Genomic DNA, 16,617 nt, shown 5'->3' with positions numbered 1-16,617 from the left:
CGCCTCGGCGACCGCGCGGGCGCCCGGGACCGCCGGGCGCCCGCCGCGTCAGCCCTCCGGGCCGCCGCGGGCGATCCGCCGGATCGCCCCCTCGTAGATCTCGTCGGGGTCCAGCCGGCGCAGCTCCTCGGCCAGCAGTTCCGACAGCGGGCGGCGGGTCAGCGCGACCTGCCGGTCCGGCTGGCCGGGCCGCTGCAGGGTGGCCACCCGGGCGTCCTCGCGCAGGATGGCGATCTCCCCGCCGGGGGTCTCCAGCCGGACCGCGGTCAGGCCGGGTCCCGCGGAGTCGGCCACCTTGATCGGGACGCCGAGGCACCCGCCGAGCCAGGCCGCCAGCAGCGGGGCGCTGGCGTGCCCGGGAGCCGCCTCGACCGTGCCTCCGGTGACCTGGCTGACCTGCTGGTCGAACGCGGCGGCCAGCAGGCTCCGCCACGACGTCAGCCGGGTCCAGGCGAGGTCGGTGTCGCCCGGCAGGTAGGCGTCGGCGCGGGAGGAGATCGCCGCGACCGGGTCGGGCGCGGCGTGCGCGTCGACGATGCGGCGCTGGGCCAGAACGCCGATGGCGTCCTTGGACGGCGACTCCGGGCAGTGGCCCGGCCACCACGCCACCACCGGGGTGTCGGTGAGCAGCAGGGGGCTGACCACCGAGTCGGCGTGCCGGGTCAGCTCGCCGTACAGGCGCAGCAGGATCACCTCGCCCGGGGTGGACTCCCCGAGCCGGATCTCGGCGTCGAGCCGGTTCGGCTCGGACGCGTCGCGGGCGATGACGACCAGTATCCGGGAGGGGTGCTCCCGGGCGGCGTCGGTCGCGGCGCGGACCGCGTCGTACTGGTTGCTCTCGTCGCAGACGACGACCAGGGTCAGCACCATGCCGAGCGCGGGCGTGCCCATCTGGTGCCGCAGCTGGGTGAGCTGGGAGGAGATCTTCGACGCGGTCGTGCCGCTGAGCATGAAGTTCGCCATCTACAGCCTCCTCCACGCGCGGCCGTCACGGGCCATCATCTCGTCGGCCGAGGCCGGGCCCCACGTCCCGGAGGGGTACTCCTCCGGCGGGCCCTGCGACGTCCAGAACTCCTCGACCGGGTCGAGGATCTTCCACGACAGCTCGACCTCGCGCTGGTGCGGGAAGAGCGGCGGGTCGCCGATCAGCACGTCCAGCAGCAGCCGCTCGTAGGCCTCCGGGGAGGACTCCATGAACGACTCGCCGTAGGCGAAGTCCATCGAGACGTCCCGGACCTCCATGGCCGTGCCGGGCACCTTGGAACCGAAGCGCACCGTGATGCCCTCGTCCGGCTGGACCCGGACGACCAGGGCGTTCTGCCCCAGGATCTCGGTCTCGTCCTTGCTGAACGGCAGGTGCGGCGCGCGCTGGAACACCACGGCGACCTCGGTCACCCGGCGGCTCAGCCGCTTGCCGGTGCGCAGGTAGAACGGCACGCCCGCCCAGCGGCGGTTGGCGATCTCCAGCTTGACGGCGGCGTAGGTCTCCGTCGTGGAGTCCGGAGAGATGCCGGTCTCCTCGGTGTAGCCGACGACCGGCTCGCCGCCCTGCCAGCCGGCGGCGTAGCGGCCGCGCGCGGTGCCCAGGGCGAGGTCCTGCGGCAGCCGCACCGCCTTGAGGACCTTCTCCTTCTCCCGGCGCAGCGAGTCGGCGTCGAAGGACGTCGGGTCCTCCATCCCGACCAGCGCCAGCAGCTGGAGCAGGTGGTTCTGGATGACGTCGCGGGCCGCGCCGATGCCGTCGTAGTAACCCGCCCGGCCGCCGATGCCGATGTCCTCGGCCATCGTGATCTGGACGTGGTCGACGTAACCGCGGTTCCAGATCGGCTCGAACAGGTTGTTGGCGAAGCGCAGCGCCAAGATGTTCTGGACCGTCTCCTTGCCGAGGTAGTGGTCGATGCGGAACACCGAGCTCTCGGGGAAGACCGCGCTGGTGACGGCGTTGAGCTCCTGCGCGCTCTTCAGGTCGTGCCCGAACGGCTTCTCGATCACCACCCGCCGCCACGACCCGGGGGGCGCGTCGGCGAGGCTGGTCCGCTTGAGCTGCTCGATCACGACCGGGAAGAACTTCGGCGGCACCGACAGGTAGAAGCCGTAGTTGCCGCCGGTGCCCCGGGTCTCGTCGATCTCCTTGAGCATCATGGCCAGCGCGTCGAACGCGCCGTCGTCGGTGAACTCGCCGGGGCAGAAGAAGATGCCCTCCGACAGCTGCTTCCAGACCTCCTCGCGGAACGGCGTGCGCGCGTGCTCCTTGACGGCGTCGTGGGCCAGCCGCGCGAAGTCCTGGTCCTCCCAGTCGCGGCGGGCGAACCCGACCAGCGAGAAGCCGGGAGGCAGCAGCCCCCGGTTCGCCAGGTCGTAGATCGCCGGCAGCAGCTTCTTGCGCGCCAGGTCGCCGGTCACGCCGAACAGCACCAGCACGCACGGCCCGGCCACCCGAGGCAGGCGCTTGTCGCGCGGGTCGCGCAGCGGGTTGGCCGCCACCACCGCGTCGGTGGTGCCCGCGGTGGCCCCCGCCGAGGCGACGGCCACCGAGTCGGAGGTGTGCAGGTCATCGCCGCGGCGGGCGCCGTCCTCCGGCGTCCCGGCGCGCGACGCGGCGCGTGCCCCGTCGCGCGTCTCGGCGGACGTCTCAGCCGACGTGCCGGCGGATGCTTCGGCGGGCGCCGCGGACCGCCCGTCGCCCGTGCCGTCGGGAACGGCCGCCTCGGCGGCCTTCCCGGCTCTCTGCTTGCTCATTCAGACCTCCCGCGCTGCCTCTAGCAGGCGTGCGACCCCGGCGGCCCGGTCGGTCAGGTGCAGCCGCACCGCGGGCCGGCCGCGGTCGGCCAGCGCGCCCAGATCGCCCAGGGCCTGCGCGAGCTGGAGCCTGCCCAGGGTGTACGGCTTGCCCGGCACCTCGACGTCGGTCTCGTTCGCCCCGGTGATCTGGAGGAAGACGCCGTCCTGCGGGCCGCCCTTGTGGTACTGGCCGGTGGAGTGCAGGAACCGGGGACCCCAGCCGAAGGTCACCGGCCGGTCGGTGCGGACGGCCAGCAGCCCGCGCAGCGTGGCCGGGTCGGCCGCGCTCCAGGCGTCGGTCATCTCCTCGAACGAGGCGCCCTCGGCGTGCGGGGCGTCGAACGCGGCCTCCCTGTCGAGGTAGGCCATGACCGCGAGGTAGCCCCGCTCGGGGATGGCCTCCAGCAGCGCGGTGAGCACCTCGGAGAGGTCCTTGGGAGCCGGGGAGCCCGGCACCTCGCCGTACACCTCCACCGGGCCGTCCACCAGGACCGGCGTACCGGTCGGCGGCTCGGCGCGGTCGAGGATCTTGGCGGTGTTCTCCTTCGACTCGGCCACGTTGGGCTGGTTGAAGGGGTCGATGCCGATGACGCGGCCGGCGACGGCCGTGGCGTACTCCCAGATCAGGAACTGCGCGCCCAGCGGGCCGCTGACGGTCACGTCGCCGCCGGACTCGATCCCGGCGACCAGCTCGTCGTCGGTGTCGTTGGGGTCGGCGCCGACGACCGGCAGGATGCCCCGGCCCTGCTTGCCGGTGGACTCGGCGACCAGCTGCTCGATCCAGTCGGGCAGGCCGTTGATCTCCGCGAGGCTGTCCTCCAGGACGAGCTTGTCGCGCCCGGCGGCCGCGGCCGCGCCCAGGGCGGCGCCGAGCGTGAGACCCGGGTTGCCCTCCGCCTGGGCCAGCAGCGGGCGCACGGCCTCGGCGTCGTCGAGGAGCTTCTCGATGTCGGCCCCGGCCAGCGCGCTGGGCACCAGGCCGAACGCCGACAGGGCGCTGTAGCGGCCGCCGACGTTGGGGTCGGCCAGGATGACCGGGTAGCCCGCCTCGATGGCGGCCTGCTCCAGCGGCGATCCCGGGTCGGTGACCACGACGATCCGCTCGGCGGGGTCGATGCCCGCCTCGCGGAACGCCTGCTCGTAGATCCTGCGGTGGCTGTCGGTCTCGACGGTGCCGCCGCTCTTGCTGGCCACCACCACGATCGTGCGCTCCAGCCGGTCGGCCAGCGCGCGGCGCACCTGGCCGGGGTCGGTGGTGTCGAGCACGGTCAGCGGGACGTCCGCGGTGGTCGTGATGACCTCGGGCGCCAGGGAGGAGCCGCCCATGCCGGCCAGGACCACGTGGTCCAGGCCCTGGGCGCGGGCCCGCTCGACCAGCTTGCCGATCTCCGGCAGCAGCTCCCGGCTGGTCAGCGGGAGGTTGAGCCAGCCGAGGCGGATGGCCGCCTCGGCCTGCGCGTCCGGGCCCCACAGGCCGGGATCGCCGTTCGCCAGGGCCTGGTGGAAGCCCGTGGCGACGAGGTCCTTGACGGTCTCGGCGGCCCGCTCGGCCAGCCGCTCGTTGCCGATCGTCACGGATGCCGTCATGTGCCTCACGCCTTCCGCAGCTCGGACTCGACCGTGGCCAGCAGTTCCTTCCAGGACGCCTCGAACTTCTCCACGCCCTCACGCTCCAGCACGGCGACCACGTCGTCGTAGTCGATGCCGGCGTCCTTGAGCGCCGCCATGGTGTTCCAGGCGTCCTCGTAGGAGGGGCGGACCGTGTCGCCCTCGATCCGGCCGTGGTCGGCCGCGGCGTCGAGGGTCTTCTCCGGCATCGTGTTGACCGTGCCGGACGTGACGAGCTGGTCGACGTAGAGGGTGTCGGGGTAGCTGGGGTCCTTGGTGCCGGTGGAGGCCCACAGCGGGCGCTGCGGCCGGGCGCCGGCCTCCTTGAGGGCCTGCCAGCGCGGAGAGTTGACCACGTCCTCGTAGGCGGCGAAGGCCAGGCGGGCGTTGGCGACCGCGGCCTTGCCCTTGAGGGCCTTGGCCTCGGGCGTGCCGATCTCGTCGAGCCGCTTGTCGATCTCGGTGTCCACCCGGCTGACGAAGAAGGAGGCCACCGAGTCGATGCCGGAGAGGTCCAGGCCCTTCTCCTTCGCCTGCTCCAGGCCGGCCAGCCAGGCGTCCATCACCGCGCGGTAGCGCGCCAGGGAGAAGATCAGCGTGACGTTGACGCTGATGCCCTCGGAGATCGCCTTGGTGATCGCGGGCAGTCCCTCGACCGTGGCCGGAATCTTGATCATCGTGTTGGGGCGGTCGACCAGCCACCACAGGGCGCGCGCCTCGGCGATCGTCTTGTCCGTGTCCTTTGCCAGGCGCGGGTCCACCTCGATGGAGACCCGGCCGTCCAGGCCGCCGGTGGCGTCGTAGACCGGCCGCAGCACGTCGGCGGCCCAGCGGATGTCGTAGGTGGTGATCGCGCGCACCGCCTCCTCCAGGTCCACCCCCCGCACGGCGAGGTCGTGGATCTGGACGTCGTAGGCGTCGCCCTTGCTCAGCGCCGAGGCGAAGATCGTCGGGTTGGAGGTGACGCCGACCACGTGCTTGTCGCGGATGAGCCCCTCCAGGTTGCCGGTGCGCAGGCGCTCGCGGCTGATGTCGTCCAGCCAGATGGACACGCCCTGGTCGGAGAGGTTCTTCAGGATCTCGCTCATGATCAGTTTCCCGTCGTCTCGCCCTTGTCGGCCCCGACCCGGGCGAGGCTCGCCTTGGCGGCGGCGGCCACGCGCTCGGCGGTCAGGCCGAACTGCTCGTACAGGGTCTTGTAGGGAGCCGAGGCACCGAAGTGCTCCAGGCCCACCACTTCCCCTTCATCTCCCACGAACTGCCGCCAGCCCAGTGTGATTCCCGCCTCCACCGCGACGCGGGCGCGGACCGCCTTGGGCAGCACCAGCTGCCTGTACGCGGTGTCCTGCTCCTGGAACCACTCGACGCACGGCATCGACACCACGCGGGCCGGGATGCCCTCCTCCTCCAGCAGCTTCCGGGCCCCGACGGCCAGCTCGACCTCCGAGCCGGTGGCGATGAGGATGACCGCGGGCTGGCCGGTGGAGGCCTCCTCCAGCACGTAGGCGCCCTTGGAGACCTTGTCGTAGTCGAGGGTGCCCTCGTAGACCGGGAGGTTCTGCCGGGTCAGCGCCAGGCCGGCCGGGCGGTCGGTGTGCTCCAGGATGGCGCGCCAGGCGGCGGCCGTCTCGTTGGCGTCGGCCGGCCGGACGATGTCCAGCCCCGGGATGCCGCGCAGCGCCCACAGCTGCTCGATCGGCTGGTGGGTCGGGCCGTCCTCGCCCAGGCCGATGGAGTCGTGCGTCCACACGTAGGTGACCGGCAGCTTCATCAGCGCGGCGAGCCGTACCGAGGGCCGCATGTAGTCGCTGAAGACCAGGAACGTGCCGCCGTAGGGGCGGGTGCCGCCGTGCAGCGCGATGCCGTTGAGGATCGCCCCCATGCCGTGCTCGCGGATGCCGAAGTGCAGCGTCCGGCCGTAACGGCTGCCGGGGAACTCCTTGGTCTGGAACTCCTCGGGGATGAAGGACGGCTCGCCCTTCATCGTGGTGTTGTTGGACTCGGCGAGGTCGGCCGAGCCGCCCCACAGCTCCGGCAGGACCGGCGCGAGGCTGTTGAGCACCTCGCCGGAGGCCTTGCGGGTGGCGACGGACGCGCCGGGCTCGAACGTCGGCAGCGCCTCGGTCCAGCCGGCCGGCAGCCGCCGGTGGCTGATCCGGTCGAACTCCGCGGCCCGCTCCGGGTTGGCCTCCCGCCAGCTCGCGTAGGCCCGCTCCCACTCGTGGCGGGCCGCCCGGCCGCGCTCGACGACCTCGCGGGTGTGCTCCAGCACCTCCGCGGGGACGTCGAAGCTCTTCTCCGGGTCCATCCCCATGATCTGCTTGGTGGCGGAGATCTCCTCGGCTCCCAGGGCCGAGCCGTGGGCCTTGCCGGTGTTCTGCTTGTTGGGCGCGGGCCAGCCGATGATGGTGCGCAGCCGGATGAACGACGGCCTGCCGGTCTCGGCGCGGGCGGCCTCCAGGGCCTGGTTCAGCGCCCCGACGTTCTCGCTGTACTCGCCGTCGCCGGTCCAGTCGACGGTCTGGACGTGCCAGCCGTAGGCCTCGTAGCGCTTGGTGATGTCCTCGCTCAGCGCGATCTGGGTGTCGTCCTCGATCGAGATGTGGTTGCTGTCGAAGACGACGACGAGGTTGCCCAGCCTCTGGTGGCCGGCGAGGGCGCTGACCTCGTGGCTGACGCCCTCCTCGATGTCGCCCTCGGAGGCGATGCACCAGATCATGTGGTCGAACGGGCTGGTGCCCTCGGGGGCGTCGGGGTCGAACAGGCCCCGCTCGCGGCGGGCGGCCATGGCCATGCCCACGGCGTTGCCGATGCCCTGGCCCAGCGGGCCGGTGGTGGTCTCCACGCCGACGGTGTGGCCGTGCTCGGGGTGACCCGGGGTGAGACTGTTCCACTGCCGCAGCGACTTCAGGTCGTCGAGGCTCAGGCCGTAGCCCGACAGGAAGAGCTGGATGTACAGGGTGAGGCTGGAGTGTCCGGCGGACAGGACGAACCGGTCGCGACCCACCCACGTCGGGTCGGAGGGATCGTGCCGCATCGCCTTCTGGAACAGGAGGTAGGCGGCGGGGGCCAGGCTCATCGCGGTGCCGGGGTGGCCCGACCCCGCTTTCTCTACCGCGTCCATCGCCAGAGCCCGTACGACGTCGACCGCCCTGCGGTCGAGGTCGTTCCATTCAAGGGTTGGCACGAGTTCGCTGCTCAAGTGCTCGATCTCCGGATCTTGTCGTGTGATGGTGGCGCCGGTTTGGCTTTTCCCGCCCACACCGGACCCTAACGGGTCGGCCTCCCCAGCGTCGCGCAGGCCGATCACCGGCGGCTCCGTCGGGCGCTCACCAGCGCGGACGACTCACGGGAGGTACCCCATGGCCGTCCGCTCACACCGCTTTCCGCACCCTGTGCCGGGACCGCCCCTCTCAGCAACTACAGTTGAGACCTCAAGGCTGGCTGGTGCCCGCATTCACGGATCCGCTCTAATCAGAGGTTACGCGTTGACCCCGCACGTGCTGGAAGCGCCTTAGATGGTGCTGACCGACAAGCAACCGACGACGGCCCCGCTTCACGCGGGCGCTGCGGCGTCCGCCGCTCCGCGCTCGTTCGGCGCCGTCGTGAAGGCATACGTCGCCCTCACCAAGCCGCGGATCATCGAACTGCTGCTGATCACGACGCTACCGGTGATGTTCATGGCCGCGCGGGGCCTCCCCCCGCTGTGGACGGCCGTCTCGACCCTGGTCTTCGGCACCCTGTCGGCGGGCAGCGCCAACGCGCTGAACTGCTACATCGACCGCGACATCGACGCGGCGATGCGCCGCACCCGCCGCCGGCCGCTGGCCCGCGAGCAGGTTCCGCCGGGCAACGCGCTGATCTTCGGCGTCGCCCTCGGCGTCCTGTCGACTCTTGGCCTGGGTTTTGCGGTGAACTGGCTCGCCGCCGGCCTCTCCCTGGCCGCGAACCTGTTCTACGTGTTCGTCTACTCGATGTTCCTGAAGCGCCGCACCTCGCAGAACGTCGTCTGGGGCGGCATCGCCGGCTGCATGCCGGTGCTGATCGGCTGGGCGGGCATCACCGGCGACCTCGACTGGGCCCCCGTGGTGCTGTTCGGGGTGGTGTTCTTCTGGACGCCCCCGCACACCTGGACCCTCGCCATGCGCTACCGGGAGGACTACGCCGCGGCGAAGGTCCCGATGCTGCCGGTGGTCGCCACCGAGCGCCGCGTGGTGCTGGAGAGCCTGGCCTACACCTGGGCCACGGTGCTGTGCTCGCTGCTGCTGTGGCCGGTGGCCCGCACCACCCTGCTCTACCCCGTCGTGGCGGCCGTCCTGGGCGGCGCCTGCCTGTGGGAGGTCTACCGCCTCCTCGGCCGGGTCAAGGCCGGCCGGACCGGTGTGGACCTGCGCCCGATGCGCTTCTTCCACTGGTCCAACGCCTACCTGGCGCTGCTCTTCCTCACCGTCGCCATCGACTCGATGTTCGTCTGACCCACCCGCCCCGTACGGACGTCCGGAGGCGGGCCGATGGCCGTCCCCGGCCAGGGCGCCCCCCGCGGGGGGCGGGATTGGGACACCTCGTGGTTGTTCCGTTACGGTTGCCACATGGCGAGCCGTGACCCCCGCTGGGTGCTGAGGGACCGCCCGTCCGTCGCGCTGATCTCCGGGCTCGTCGTGACCGGGCTGTGCGCGCTGGTGTCGTTCTCCTTCGACGTGCTCAACGGCGACCCGGTGTACTTCTTCATCGCGCTCGCCCTGGCCCTGGCGCCCGTGCCGGTCCTGCTGGCGGCCGTGCTGGCCCTGGACCGCATGGAGCCCGAGCCGCGCAGCAACCTCGTCTTCGCCTTCGCCTGGGGCGCGGGGGTGGCGGTGCTCGTCGCCGGCGTGATCAACTCCTTCAACCTGCTCTACATCGAGAACGCCGCCCAGCTGGGCCCGGGCGCGGCCCGCGCCGTCGCGGCCACCTTCGGCGCGCCGGTGGTCGAGGAGACCATGAAGGGCCTGGTGCTGCTGGGCCTGCTGCGGTTCCGGCGGGCCGAGCTGGACGGGCCCACCGACGGCGTCATCTACGCGAGCATGGTCGGCCTGGGCTTCGCGATGAGCGAGAACGTCAGCTACTACATCGCCGCCCTGTCGGAGGCCGGCACGCACGGCCTGGCGGTGACGGTCGTGCTGCGGGGCGTGCTGTCGCCGTTCGCCCACCCGCTGTTCACCTCGATGATCGGCGTCGCGGTGGCCTACGCCGCGCTGCGCCGGGGCCCGGGCCGGACCTGGGTGGTCCTGGCGGGCTGGGCCGGGGCGATGCTGCTGCACGGCATCTGGAACGGTTTCACCACCTACGCCGGCATCACCGGCCTGGCCGTGGCCTACCTGCTGCTGATGGTCGTGCTGGTGGTGCTCATCGTGATCGTCTTCCGCGACCGCAAGCGCACCGTCGCCCTGATCCAGACCTACCTGCCCGCCTACCAGCCGACCGGCCTGGTGGGCCCGTACGACGTCTTCATGCTCTCGTCGCTGCCGGCCCGCCGCCAGGCGCGCGACTGGGCCAAGAACCACGGCGGCCGGGCCGGGCGGCGGGCGATGAGCGACTTCCAGCTCGCCGCGACCGAGCTGGGACTGCTGCACGAGCGGGCCCGGCGCGGCGTGATCGACGAGCGGACGTTCGACGAGGAGCAGCAGGCGCTGCTGCGCTGCATCGCCGGCGCCCGCGCCTCCTTCCCCGCGCCCGCGCGGACCGTCCCGCCCGTCCGCTGAGCCCGCCGTACGGCCGCGGTGGGCCCGCCGGGTGAGCCCGTACGGCCGACCGGCCCCGTACGGTCGCCCGACCCCCGCACGGCTTTCGGTCGACCGAAGGGCTGCTCAGGGCGCGCCTGCGGCCCGCAGGGCGGCGTCCAGGGTCGTCTCGCGCGGTCCGGCGAAGGTCGGGGAGGAGCGCAGCGCCGTGTCCAGCAGGGCCTTGGCCGAGGCGCCGAACTCGCGGACGGCGTAGGCGTAGGTGGTGGAGGCCCACCGCAGCGAGGAGTCGTCGCCGACGCCGAAGGCCGACAGCCCCGCCGCCCGGCACAGCGCGACGGCCCTGGGCAGATGGAACACCTGGCTCACCACGGTCACCCGGGTGGCCCCGAACACCTCGCGGGCCCGCACGCACGAGTCCCAGGTGTCGAAGCCGGCGTAGTCGAGGACGAGCGCTTGGCCGGGGACGCCGCGGGCGAGGAGGTAGTCGCGCATCACGGTCGGCTCGTCGTAGCCGGGGCGGCCGTTGTCGCCCGACAGCAGGATCGCCCGGACCCTGCCCGCCCGGTACAGCTCGGCGGAGACGTCCAGACGGCGGGCGAGCATGGGGGTGGGGGTCCGGCCGTTGACCCTGGCGCCCAGCACCAGCGCCACCGGCGCCGGCGGGACCTCCGAGAGCCAGCCGGGGGAGGCGTCGGCGACCGCCCGGTGCCCGGAGCTGGCCAGCCACGCCCAGGTCATCGGGGCGAGCGCCAGCACGCTCGACAGGACGGCCGCCAGATAGGAACGCCGGAGAAGCCCGCGAGACAACTGCATGCCCCCATTGTCCCGTCGCGCGGGCTCGCTGTCCCGATCATGCCGGGACGTGACCAGATCACCTGGTGCGGTGACCATGAACGTTCACCGGGTGGACAACACGCCGGCTTGGCCGCGCTCACGTTGATCCATGCGGTTGCCGATCTCGTTGTTGTATGGTCTGAAATCCACAAATATCGGGGGAGAGCAAGGCTGTGGAGCGCGAAACACTGCTCGGTTACCTGGACTCGCAGCGCAAGCACGTCCTGGGCATCCTGGACGGCCTTGGCGAGGGGGACCTACGCAAGGCGGTGCTGCCGTCCGGTTGGTCACCCCGCGACCTGGTGCACCATTTGACCTGGTCCGAGGCGCTTTGGTTTCGTGGAGCGATGACCGCCGATCGCCAGGTCATCGACACGCTCGTGGCCGGCGAGTTCGGTTGGAAGGTCCCCGAGGAGTTCTCCGGCGCGGACGTGCTCGCACGGTATCGACAGACGATCGAGCAGTCGAACAGGGTCATCGGGGCGACGGCGATCGATGCCGTGCTGGCCTGGTGGCCGACGAAGATGTTCGGTTCGGGGCCATGGCGGCTGGGGTCTTTGCGCGAAGTGCTGATGCACGTGATCGTCGACACTGCGACGCACGCCGGACAGCTCGACGCGGTCCGGGAGCTGATCGACGGGCGGCAGTGGCTGGTCAACGACGACCGACCGGCCGCAGATCACTGAACTCGGTGAACGCTGGTGCGCTCACCGGGGTTGATCATGCCGCTGCTCGGCGTGGTCGGCCCCAGCGTTGCCGGCGTTCGCTGCGGATGCGGGCGCGTTCGCGGCGTTGGGCGGCCAGGACGTCGGGGTGCAGGGAGGGGAGGATGTCAACACGGGTCAGTCCCTCCATGTCGACGGCGGATGGCTGCTGCACTGAAAGGACGCCCGCATGCGGGAACGAGTCCGTGGCGTTCTGGTCACCCCGACCGGGTGCCTGTTGACCATCAGACGTCTCCGACCCGGCGTCGCACCGTACTGGGTGCTGCCCGGCGGCGGAGTCGAGGACGGCGACGCGAGCCTGGAGGCGGCGCTGCACCGGGAGATCCGCGAGGAACTCGCCGGAGCCGCCACCGTCCACGCGCTGATCCACATCGAGGACGGGGACGACCGCCAGTACTTCTTCCTGGCCCGGATCCATTCCTGGGATTCGGCTCGCCGGGACGGGCCGGAGTTCGCCGACCCGGCGCGTGGCGAGTACGTCGTCGAGGAGGTCCCGCTCACCTCGGCGGGTCTCGCCGGAATCGACCTCGTGCCGGCCTCCGTCGCCCGCCTGCTGGCCGACCATGCCCACGAGCTGTTCCGGCTCCCCGACCTAAGGGTGGCCCCGGCCTGACCCGGCGCGGGAACGGCCTTCTTCTCCTGACCACGCCGGACGCGACCGGGCCTCCCGTCGTCGGGGCGGCTCCGGTCACGCTCTGACGCGGTCGGTAGGCCCGTCGCCCGTTGCGAGCCCGGTCAGGCCGGGACGGGGGTGAGTCTCTCCGGTTCGGCGGAGGGGACGGCGAGCGCGGGCCGGGTCCGCAGGGCGTACACCGCGCGCAGCGTGAAGATCCACACCAGCGTCGCCCCCAGCACGTGCACACCGACCAGTACGGCGGGCACGGCCAGGAAGTACTGGACGTATCCCACGACCCCCTGGGCCAGCTCCACGCCCAGCAGTACCAGCGCCGCGCGCCGCGCGTGGGCCGGGGCTCCGCTGACCCGCAGGGTGAGCAGCAGGGCGAGGGTGAGTCCGAGGACGACGTAGACGACGTCGGCGTGGAGCCGGACCACCGCCTGGATGTCGAACGGGAACCGGGTGGCGATCTGGTCGCCGGAGTGGGGGCCGGTGCCGGTCACCACGACGCCGACCACCAGCAGCACCGCCACGGCGGCGACCAGCACGCGGCCGAGGATCCGGATGTCGCGGTGGACCAGCGGCTCGGGGGCGCCGTCGCCCTCCCCGGCGCGGGCGTAGAGGGCGAAGCAGGCGGCGATCAGGGCGATGGAGAGCAGGAAGTGCACGCTCACCGTGACCGGGTTGAGCGCGCTGCGCACGACGAGGCCGCCCCAGAGGGCCTGCGCGACCACGCCGGCCGGCTGTACCAGTGCCAGGCCGATGAGGACCCGGCGGCGGGGCGAGAGCCGCGCCGCCGCGATCAGGCAGCCCAGGCCGGCGGCCAGGACCATGAAGGTCAGCAGCCGGTTGCCGAACTCGACGGCCATGTTGGCCGCCGAGATGCCCTCGTGGGCGGTCGGCAGCAGGCTCTCGGGGGTGCACCGGGGCCAGGTCGGGCAGCCGAGGCCCGACTTGGTGACCCGTACGGCCGCGCCGGTCACGGTGATTCCGGCGTTGGCCACCACCGCGGCCAGCGCCCAGCGGCGCATGGTGGCGGTCGTGGGTGACCACACGGACAGCCACATGCCCGCGGCGCGGTGACGAGCCTGGTCGAAAAGGTGGTTCACGGCTCACATGCTAGGCGGCGCGAGGGATGGTCCCGCCTTCGCCCCCGGGTCCTCGGGAGCGGCGGGGCCGCGCGCCGGACGCCCCGGCGGAGGCCGTACGGGGCCGGGGCGGTGGGGGAAGGCCGGGGCGACGGGGCAGGGCGTGGGAGGTGAGGGCGGCGGAGGGTGGAATCAGGACGGGAAGGCATTGATCGCCCTTGAGGTATGTGACATAGTACCGGCGGGCCGGACGAGGAAACGAGGTGGGCCGTGCCGGATGTCGTCGTGATCGGCGCCGGGGTCGTGGGCGCCGCCTGCGCCCACTACGCGGCGCGGGCCGGGCTCGACGTGGTCGTGCTCGACCGCGGGCCGGTGGCGGGCGGCACGACCGGAGCAGGGGAGGGCAACGTGCTGGTCTCCGACAAGGAGCCCGGCCCCGAACTGGACCTGGCCGTGCTCTCCGCCGGCCTGTGGCGCGAGCTGGCCGGGCTCGGCGGGTTCGAGTACGAGCCCAAGGGCGGCCTGGTCGTCGCCGAGGACGACGCGGTGCTGTCCGCCCTCACCGCGCTGGCGGCCGGGCAGGGCGTCGAGCACACCGTGGTCGAGCCCGGAGGGCTCGCCGACTACGAGCCCCACCTGGCCCCGGGCTTCGCCGGGGGCGTCTTCTACCCCCAGGACGCCCAGGTCCAGCCCATGCTGGCCGCGGCCACGCTGCTCCGCGAGGGCGCCCTGGACGCCCGGGGAGCCGGGCACGGCACGCTGAGCCTGCGCACCGGCGTCACGGTCACCGGCTTCCTCCGCGACGGCGAGCGCGTCACCGGCGTGCGGACCGACCACGGCGACATCCCGGCCGGGGCCGTCGTCAACGCCGCCGGCACCTGGGGCGGCGAGGTCGCCGCGCTGGCCGGGGTGTACCTGCCGATCCTGCCGCGGCGCGGGTTCATCCTGGTCACCGAGCCGCTCGACGAGCCGCTCGTGCTGCACAAGGTCTACACCGCCGCCTACGTCACCAACGTCGCCAGCGACTCGGAGGGCCTGGAGACCTCGGCCGTGGTCGAGGGCACCCCGTCGGGACCGGTCCTCATCGGCGCCAGCCGCGAACGGGTCGGCTTCGACCGCACGGTCTCGATCCCGGTCCTGGAACGGCTCGCCCGCCAGGCCGTCGAGCTGTTCCCCGCGCTGGCGGCGCGCCGGGTGATCCGCGCCTACTGCGGATTCCGCCCCTACTGCCCCGACCACCTCCCGGTGATCGGCGAGGACCCCAGGGCCCCGGGCCTGCACCACGCCTGCGGCCACGAGGGCGCGGGCATCGGCCTGGCCCCGGCCACCGGGCACCTGATCGCCCAGGCCCTGACCGGCGTCCGGCCTGGCCTCGACCTGGACCCCTTCCGCCCGGACCGCTTCGAGCCGGACGGTTCCGGCACCGGAACACCCGCGAAGGAGGACTGATGCGGTCACCGTACGAGCTCGTGGGGGCGCGTCCCGACCCCGCGTTCGAGATCAGCGTGGACGGCAGGGCCGTCCCCGTCGTCCCCGGTCAGAGCGTCGGCGCGGCGCTGCACGCCGCGGGTGTCCGCTCCTGGCGCTCCACCCGGTTCGGGGGCCGTCCCCGGGGGCTGTTCTGCGGCATCGGGGTCTGCTTCGACTGCCTGGTCACCGTCAACGACGTCCCCGCCCTGCGGGCCTGCGTGACCGAGGCCCGCCCCGGCGACCGGGTCCGCACGTCCGCGGGGGAGGAGGGGGTGAGCGGACGGTGACGCGCGTGTACGACCTGGCCGTCATCGGCGCGGGCCCCGCCGGGGTCGCCGCCGCGCTGGAGGCTTCCCTCGCCGGGCTGGACGTCGTGGTGATCGACGCCGCGCCCCGGCCCGGCGGCCAGTACCACCGCCACCTGCCCGAGACCTTCCACGCCCGGCGACCCGGGGCGCTGCACCACGGCCTGGAGCGGTTCATGCGGCAGTGGGAGGCGCTGCGGTCGCGCGCCGAGACGCTGCTCGGCCACCGCGTCTGGGCGGTCGAACGGACCGGCGGCGCGGCGGGCGCCACGGCGGGCCCCACCGAGGACGCCCCGGCGGACGACGCGGTGAACGGTGTGGCGAGCGGCTCGGCGGGTTCCGCCGCCGGAACGGTGGACGGTGCGGCGGGCGCCGCGGTGGTCGTGCGGTGCCTGGCCGGGGACCGCGAGGAGCGGCCCCGCACCGTCCACGCCCGCGCGCTGCTGATAGCCGCCGGAGCGCACGACCGCCCGCTGCCGTTCCCCGGCTGGGACCTGCCCGGCGTGCTCACCGCCGGCGGGGCCCAGGCGCTGCTCAAGGGCTCCCTCGTCGTGGCGGGCCGCAGGGTCGTGGTCTCCGGGACGGGTCCCTTCCTGCTGCCGGTCGCCGCCGGGCTGGCCAGGGCCGGCGCCGACGTGCGCGGCGTCTACGAGGCGGGCGGCCGGTTCGGCCTGGCCCGGCACCCGCTGCTCGCCGCGGGCAAGGCCGCCGAGGCCGCCGGCTACGCCGCCGTCCTGGCCCGCCACCGGGTGCCCTACCGCGGCCGCCATGCGGTCGTCGCCGCGCACGGCGAGGACGCGTTGACCCACGTCACCGTCGCCCGGCTCGACGCGGACTGGCGGCCGGTCGCGACGAGGACCGTCGAGTGCGACACCCTCGCCTTCGGCTACGGGTTCGTCCCCCAGCTGGAGCTGCCCGTCCAGCTGGGCTGCGCGACCCGCCGCGACGCCGACGGCACCCCCGTCGTCGCGGTGGACGCGGGCCGGCGCACCAGCGTGGCCGGCGTCTACGCGGCGGGGGAGACCACCGGAGTGGGCGGCGCGGAGGCGGCCGAGGCCGAGGGCCGCCTGGCCGGCCGTACCGTCGCCGCCGACCAGGGCCGTCGCGTCCCGCCGCTGCCCGCCCTGGCGCGGCGCGTGGACCGGCTCGCGGCCTTCGCGCGGGCGCTGCACGAGGCCTACCCGGTACGGCCCGGCTGGCGCGACTGGCTGCGCGACGACACCCTGGTCTGCCGCTGCGAGGAGGTGCCGCTGTCGGCCGTGCGCGAGGCACGCCGCCTGGGCGCCGTCGACGCGCGCTCCGTGAAACTCCTGGCCCGGCCCGGCATGGGCTGGTGCCAGGGCCGCATGTGCGGCTACGCCGTGGCGTGCCTGGCGGGCGAGGACCCCGCCGCGCCGCGGCGCCCGATCGCCCAGCCCGTCCGGCTCGGCGACCTCGCCGGCCTGGAACGCCCCCCTTCGGAAGGATGAC

General features: G+C 73.2%; 14 protein-coding genes. 7 read left to right on the top strand and 7 right to left on the bottom strand.

Features of this window, described 5'->3' with window-relative positions:
• Positions 1 to 48 precede the first annotated feature (48 nt).
• From ACFYSC_RS29915 to tkt, 5 genes are read right to left on the bottom strand one after another with little or no spacing between them, the layout of a single operon-like run.
• Positions 49 to 963 carry a glucose-6-phosphate dehydrogenase assembly protein OpcA gene (locus tag ACFYSC_RS29915; protein WP_389968318.1) on the bottom strand — a complete coding sequence of 305 codons (915 nt, stop codon included), beginning with the start codon at positions 961 to 963 and terminating at the stop codon, positions 49 to 51.
• Positions 964 to 2,739 (bottom strand): glucose-6-phosphate dehydrogenase, encoded by a 1,776-nt coding sequence (zwf, locus tag ACFYSC_RS29910; RefSeq protein ID WP_389968316.1) that lies wholly within the window; start codon positions 2,737 to 2,739, stop codon positions 964 to 966.
• The gene (locus ACFYSC_RS29905; protein ID WP_389968314.1) at positions 2,740 to 4,368 is read right to left on the bottom strand and encodes a glucose-6-phosphate isomerase; all 1,629 of its coding nucleotides are present in this window, start codon (positions 4,366 to 4,368) and stop codon (positions 2,740 to 2,742) included.
• Between the two features lie 5 nt (positions 4,369 to 4,373).
• Positions 4,374 to 5,477 carry a transaldolase gene (gene tal / locus ACFYSC_RS29900; RefSeq protein ID WP_389968312.1) on the bottom strand — a complete coding sequence of 368 codons (1,104 nt, stop codon included), beginning with the start codon at positions 5,475 to 5,477 and terminating at the stop codon, positions 4,374 to 4,376.
• 2 nt (positions 5,478 to 5,479) lie between these two features.
• On the bottom strand, positions 5,480 to 7,513 hold the full coding sequence (tkt, locus tag ACFYSC_RS29895) for a transketolase (RefSeq protein WP_389968425.1): 2,034 nt from the start codon (positions 7,511 to 7,513) through the stop codon (positions 5,480 to 5,482).
• Positions 7,514 to 7,907: 394 nt separating this feature from the next.
• Here tkt and ACFYSC_RS29890 point away from each other — a divergent pair, with 394 nt between their 5' ends.
• Complete coding sequence (locus ACFYSC_RS29890) at positions 7,908 to 8,864, top strand: heme o synthase (protein ID WP_389968310.1); 957 nt, start codon at positions 7,908 to 7,910, stop codon at positions 8,862 to 8,864.
• 114 nt (positions 8,865 to 8,978) lie between these two features.
• Positions 8,979 to 10,127: a PrsW family intramembrane metalloprotease gene (locus tag ACFYSC_RS29885; protein WP_389968308.1), complete on the top strand. Its 1,149-nt coding sequence runs from the start codon at positions 8,979 to 8,981 to the stop codon at positions 10,125 to 10,127.
• 105 nt (positions 10,128 to 10,232) lie between these two features.
• Here the strand turns inward: ACFYSC_RS29885 and ACFYSC_RS29880 are convergent, their stop codons facing one another.
• Positions 10,233 to 10,922 (bottom strand): vancomycin high temperature exclusion protein, encoded by a 690-nt coding sequence (locus ACFYSC_RS29880; protein WP_389968306.1) that lies wholly within the window; start codon positions 10,920 to 10,922, stop codon positions 10,233 to 10,235.
• A 194-nt stretch (positions 10,923 to 11,116) separates the two neighbouring features.
• On the opposite strand from ACFYSC_RS29880, the gene ACFYSC_RS29875 reads away from it, so the two are divergent.
• On the top strand, positions 11,117 to 11,629 hold the full coding sequence (locus tag ACFYSC_RS29875) for a DinB family protein (RefSeq protein ID WP_389968304.1): 513 nt from the start codon (positions 11,117 to 11,119) through the stop codon (positions 11,627 to 11,629).
• Between the two features lie 208 nt (positions 11,630 to 11,837).
• Positions 11,838 to 12,281, top strand: a complete 444-nt coding sequence (locus tag ACFYSC_RS29870) for an NUDIX domain-containing protein (protein WP_389968302.1) — start codon at positions 11,838 to 11,840, stop codon at positions 12,279 to 12,281.
• 122 nt (positions 12,282 to 12,403) lie between these two features.
• Here ACFYSC_RS29870 and ACFYSC_RS29865 read toward each other — a convergent pair whose 3' ends face one another.
• Positions 12,404 to 13,393 (bottom strand): heme A synthase, encoded by a 990-nt coding sequence (locus tag ACFYSC_RS29865; RefSeq protein ID WP_389968300.1) that lies wholly within the window; start codon positions 13,391 to 13,393, stop codon positions 12,404 to 12,406.
• A gap of 249 nt (positions 13,394 to 13,642) precedes the next feature.
• On the opposite strand from ACFYSC_RS29865, the gene ACFYSC_RS29860 reads away from it, so the two are divergent.
• Genes ACFYSC_RS29860 through ACFYSC_RS29850 form a run of 3 tightly spaced genes read left to right on the top strand, consistent with a single transcriptional unit; the run spans position 13,643 to position 16,616 of the window.
• A complete protein-coding gene (locus tag ACFYSC_RS29860) occupies positions 13,643 to 14,821 on the top strand; it encodes an NAD(P)/FAD-dependent oxidoreductase (protein WP_389968298.1) in 1,179 nt (392 codons plus the stop codon).
• The gene (locus ACFYSC_RS29855; protein ID WP_389968296.1) at positions 14,821 to 15,129 is read left to right on the top strand and encodes a (2Fe-2S)-binding protein; all 309 of its coding nucleotides are present in this window, start codon (positions 14,821 to 14,823) and stop codon (positions 15,127 to 15,129) included. Before ACFYSC_RS29860 ends, ACFYSC_RS29855 begins: the two co-directional genes overlap by 1 nt.
• Positions 15,126 to 16,616: an FAD-dependent oxidoreductase gene (locus tag ACFYSC_RS29850; protein ID WP_389968294.1), complete on the top strand. Its 1,491-nt coding sequence runs from the start codon at positions 15,126 to 15,128 to the stop codon at positions 16,614 to 16,616. The genes ACFYSC_RS29855 and ACFYSC_RS29850 overlap by 4 nt, the downstream gene beginning before the upstream one ends.
• Position 16,617: the final 1 nt, after the last annotated feature.

It is taken from the genome of Streptosporangium sp. NPDC004379, assembly GCF_042873875.1.
Lineage (GTDB): Bacteria > Actinomycetota > Actinomycetes > Streptosporangiales > Streptosporangiaceae > Streptosporangium.
Note: the sequence above shows the minus strand (reverse complement) of the source record. Positions and strands in the feature narration are given on the sequence as shown.

Coding starts and splice junctions, on each gene's coding strand:
- ACFYSC_RS29880 (WP_389968306.1), bottom strand. CDS start 10,922: ATGCAGTTGTCTCGCGGGCTTCTCCGGCGTTCCTATCTGGCGGCCGTC.
- zwf (WP_389968316.1), bottom strand. CDS start 2,739: ATGAGCAAGCAGAGAGCCGGGAAGGCCGCCGAGGCGGCCGTTCCCGAC.
- ACFYSC_RS29905 (WP_389968314.1), bottom strand. CDS start 4,368: ATGACGGCATCCGTGACGATCGGCAACGAGCGGCTGGCCGAGCGGGCC.
- ACFYSC_RS29890 (WP_389968310.1), top strand. CDS start 7,908: ATGGTGCTGACCGACAAGCAACCGACGACGGCCCCGCTTCACGCGGGC.
- tkt (WP_389968425.1), bottom strand. CDS start 7,513: ATGGACGCGGTAGAGAAAGCGGGGTCGGGCCACCCCGGCACCGCGATG.
- ACFYSC_RS29915 (WP_389968318.1), bottom strand. CDS start 963: ATGGCGAACTTCATGCTCAGCGGCACGACCGCGTCGAAGATCTCCTCC.
- ACFYSC_RS29870 (WP_389968302.1), top strand. CDS start 11,838: ATGCGGGAACGAGTCCGTGGCGTTCTGGTCACCCCGACCGGGTGCCTG.
- ACFYSC_RS29885 (WP_389968308.1), top strand. CDS start 8,979: ATGGCGAGCCGTGACCCCCGCTGGGTGCTGAGGGACCGCCCGTCCGTC.
- ACFYSC_RS29855 (WP_389968296.1), top strand. CDS start 14,821: ATGCGGTCACCGTACGAGCTCGTGGGGGCGCGTCCCGACCCCGCGTTC.
- tal (WP_389968312.1), bottom strand. CDS start 5,477: ATGAGCGAGATCCTGAAGAACCTCTCCGACCAGGGCGTGTCCATCTGG.